This is a genomic window from Rhizobium sp. UBA1881 (assembly GCF_002338015.1).
In the GTDB taxonomy this organism is placed as follows: domain Bacteria; phylum Pseudomonadota; class Alphaproteobacteria; order Rhizobiales; family Rhizobiaceae; genus Rhizobium.
Genome location: NZ_DDHH01000160.1, coordinates 1 through 270, shown reverse-complemented (window position 1 = coordinate 270; position 270 = coordinate 1). Strand labels below are relative to the sequence as shown.

1 pseudogene is annotated in these 270 nt (G+C 62.2%); it reads left to right on the top strand.

Annotated elements, in window-relative coordinates:
* Positions 1 to 262, top strand: a pseudogene (locus B3605_RS19510) (energy-dependent translational throttle protein EttA); the annotation flags it as partial.
* Between the last annotated feature and the right edge of the window lie 8 nt (positions 263 to 270).

Genomic DNA, 270 nt, shown 5'->3' with positions numbered 1-270 from the left:
CGAACCGACCAACGACCTCGATACGGAAACGCTCGGTGCGCTGGAAAGCGCGCTCGAAGCCTTCGCCGGCTGCGCCATCATCATCAGCCACGATCGCATGTTCCTCGACCGCTTGGCGACGCACATCCTCGCCTTTGAAGGCGACGGCCATGTCGAATGGTTCGAAGGCAACTTCGAGGACTACGAAGAAGACAAGGTTCGCCGCCTCGGCCCCGACGCGCTGAACCCGGGCAGCCAGGCCTACAAGCGCCTGACGCGATAAGGTTTGCT